General features: G+C 53.9%; 1 protein-coding gene and 2 rRNA genes. 2 read left to right on the top strand and 1 reads right to left on the bottom strand.

The window, feature by feature from the left end; genetic code table 11:
- The first annotated feature begins 112 nt into the window (after positions 1–112).
- Positions 113–2,952 (top strand): 23S ribosomal RNA (locus tag MMU05_RS22955).
- Here MMU05_RS22955 and MMU05_RS22950 read toward each other — a convergent pair.
- Complete coding sequence (locus MMU05_RS22950) at positions 2,950–3,129, bottom strand: hypothetical protein (protein WP_241143993.1); 180 nt, start codon at positions 3,127–3,129, stop codon at positions 2,950–2,952. The genes MMU05_RS22955 and MMU05_RS22950 overlap by 3 nt on opposite strands.
- Before the next feature lie 3 nt (positions 3,130–3,132).
- Between MMU05_RS22950 and rrf the strand changes: the two genes are divergently transcribed.
- Positions 3,133–3,244 (top strand): 5S ribosomal RNA (rrf, locus tag MMU05_RS22945).
- Positions 3,245–3,250 lie beyond the last annotated feature (6 nt).

Here is a 3,250-nt window from a genome sequence, read left to right as displayed (position 1 = left end):
CCATAAGTTCATTGACATGTTGAGCAGAGAATGCAACAGAGTGTGTGTTTAACCTTAGGGATAAATACACGGAGACTGCATACATCCTTAGCAAAAGGGGGATGTGTGTAAAGAGTAAGTGAACAAGGGCGCACGGGGGATGCCTAGGCTCTCAGAGGCGAAGAAGGACGTGCCAAGCTGCGAAAAGCCGCGGGGACCTGCAAGGGGGCTTGATCCGCGGATGTCCGAATGGGGCAACCCATCCACAGTGATGTGGATATTCCGAAAAGGAAGGCGAACGTGGGGAACTGAAACATCTAAGTACCCACAGGAAGAGAAAACAACAGTGATTCCGTGAGTAGTGGCGAGCGAAAGCGGAACAGCCCAAACCGTGCATGTTACGGCATGCGCGGGGTTATAGGACCTGCATAAGGACGATGAATGTGACCGGAACACAGTGGGAACTGTGGCCGCAGAGGGTGAGAGCCCCGTACGGGAAGCATGATTTGTCTGGCGGGTATCCTGAGTAGGCCGGGACAGGAGAAATCCCGGTTGAATTTGCCGGCACCATCCGGTAAGGCTAAATACTCCTGAGAGACCGATAGTGAACAAGTACCGTGAGGGAAAGGTGAAAAGTACCGTGAATAACGGGGTGAAATAGAACCTGAAACCGTGCGCTTACAAGCGGTCGGAGTCCCGCGATGGGATGACGGCGTGCCTTTTGCATAATGAGCCTACGAGTTACTCCTCACTGGCGAGGTTAAGTGCATGGATGCACGCAGCCGGAGCGAAAGCGAGTCTGAACAGGGCGCTGAGTCAGTGGGGGTAGACGCGAAACTTTGTGATCTACCCATGGACAGGTTGAAGGTACGGTAAAACGTACTGGAGGACCGAACCGATAAGCGTTGAAAAGCTTCCGGATGATCTGTGGGTAGGGGTGAAAGGCCAATCAAACTGAGAAATAGCTCGTACTCCCCGAAATGTTTTTAGGAACAGCGTCGTGGATTGTATGGCGGAGGTAGAGCTACCGATAGGACTAGGGGGAGTCATATCCTACCAAATCCTGACGAACTCCGAATGCCGTCATACAGAAGCGGCAGTGAGGGCTTGGGTGCTAAGGTCCGAGTCCGAGAGGGAAAGAACCCAGACCTACCGCTAAGGTCCCAAAATTTACACTAAGTTGAACAAAGGTGGTCCAGCTGCTTTGACAGCCAGGAGGTTAGCTTGGAAGCAGCTATTCCTTTAAAGAGTGCGTAACAGCTCACTGGTCGAGCGGCAGGGCGTCGATAATAAACGGGCATCAAGTGTAATACCGAAGCGTAGGATTGATATTTATATCGATGGTAGGGGAGCATTCCAGCGGCGGTGAATGTGCATGGCGATGTGCACTGGAGCTTCTGGAAAAGCAAATGTAGGCATAAGTAACGATAATGCGGGTGGGAAACCCGCACACCGATAGACCAAGGTTTCCTGATCAATGCTAATCAGATCAGGGTCAGTCGGGACCTAAGGCGAACCCGAAAGGGGCAGCCGATGGACAACAGGTCAATATTCCTGTACCGCGCGTATGATGAAAGCGACGGAGGGGTGTACCCGGTGCGCACTGACGGAATAGTGCGTTGAACCACATGAGAGTGTGGGATAGTACACGGAGGCTCCGGCCGAAGTGACAATCCGGGGAAGCAACTTCCAAGAAAAGCGAATACGCGTGCCCGTACCGCAAACCGACACAGGTGGTCAAGGAGAGGATCCTGAGGTGCTCGAGTGAATCATGGCTAAGGAACTCGGCAAAATGGCCCTGTAACTTCGGGAGAAGGGGCGCCTACCCCCACTTCGGTGGGGGAGGCCGCAGTGAAAAGGCCCAGGCGACTGTTTAGCAAAAACACATGGCTTTGCGAACTCGAAAGAGGAAGTATAAGGCCTGACACCTGCCCGGTGCCGGAAGGTTAAGAGGGGAGCTCAGCGCAAGCGAAGGTTTGAATCGAAGCCCCGGTAAACGGCGGCCGTAACTATAACGGTCCTAAGGTAGCGAAATTCCTTGTCGGGTAAGTTCCGACCTGCACGAATGGTGTAACGATCTGGGCGCTGTCTCAGCCATGAGCTCGGTGAAATTGTAGTCACGGTGAAGATGCCGTGTACCCGCAACGGGACGGAAAGACCCCATGAACCTTTACTGCAGCTTAGCATTGGTACCGGGTAAACGATGTGTAGGATAGGCGGGAGGCTGTGAAGTGGCGTCGCCAGGCGTTGTGGAGCCGTTGTTGAAATACCGCCCTTTGTTTGCTTGGTATCTAACCCCGCAGAAGCGGGAGACATTGCTTGGTGGGTAGTTTGACTGGGGTGGTCGCCTCCAAAAGGATAACGGAGGCTTCCAAAGGTTCCCTCAGCACGCTTGGTAACCGTGCGCGGAGTGCAATAGCATAAGGGAGCTTGACTGTAAGGCCGACAAGCCGAGCAGGGTGGAAACACGGGTATAGTGATCCGGCGGTACAGCATGGAATGGCCGTCGCTCAAAGGATAAAAGGTACTCTGGGGATAACAGGCTGATCTCCCCCAAGAGCTCATATCGACGGGGAGGTTTGGCACCTCGATGTCGGCTCGTCACATCCTGGGGCTGGAGAAGGTCCCAAGGGTTCGGCTGTTCGCCGATTAAAGTGGCACGCGAGCTGGGTTCAGAACGTCGTGAGACAGTTCGGTCCCTATCTGTTGCGGGCGTGGGAAGTTTGAGGAGCGCTGACCTTAGTACGAGAGGACCGGGTTGGACTGACCGCTGGTGTACCGGTTGTGGTGCCAACTGCACCGCCGGGTAGCTACGTCGGGAAGAGATAAGCGCTGAAAGCATCTAAGTGCGAAACTCCCTCCAAGATGAGACTTCCAAACAGGGCCGTCAGAGACGATGACGTCGATAGGCTGCAGGTGCAAAGTCAGTAATGACAAAGCCGAGCAGTACTAATAGCCCGAAAACTTGCTTCAGGTCAGCCCTGTTGCATTCTCTGCAAGACATATCATCCCGATAGCTATCGGGACAAGTACGAAGGCCGAAGGCTGAAGTACGAAGGAAAGAACATAAGAAATCAAGGGTAAAAGGCAAAAGAGACGGGCGAGATGAAACAATACTTCATCCTTCCTCCCTCCGCCTTCATCCTTCACAGTCTAGGCGGCCCAGCGCAGGGGTCCCACCTCTTCCCATCCCGAACAGAGAAGTTAAGCCCTGCAGCGCCGATGGTACTGGGGTTACACCCGGGAGAGTAGGCCGCCGCCACATTATTCA

It is taken from the genome of Cognataquiflexum rubidum (assembly GCF_022538115.1).
Lineage (GTDB): Bacteria > Bacteroidota > Bacteroidia > Cytophagales > Cyclobacteriaceae > Cognataquiflexum > Cognataquiflexum rubidum.
Note: the sequence above shows the minus strand (reverse complement) of the source record. Positions and strands in the feature narration are given on the sequence as shown.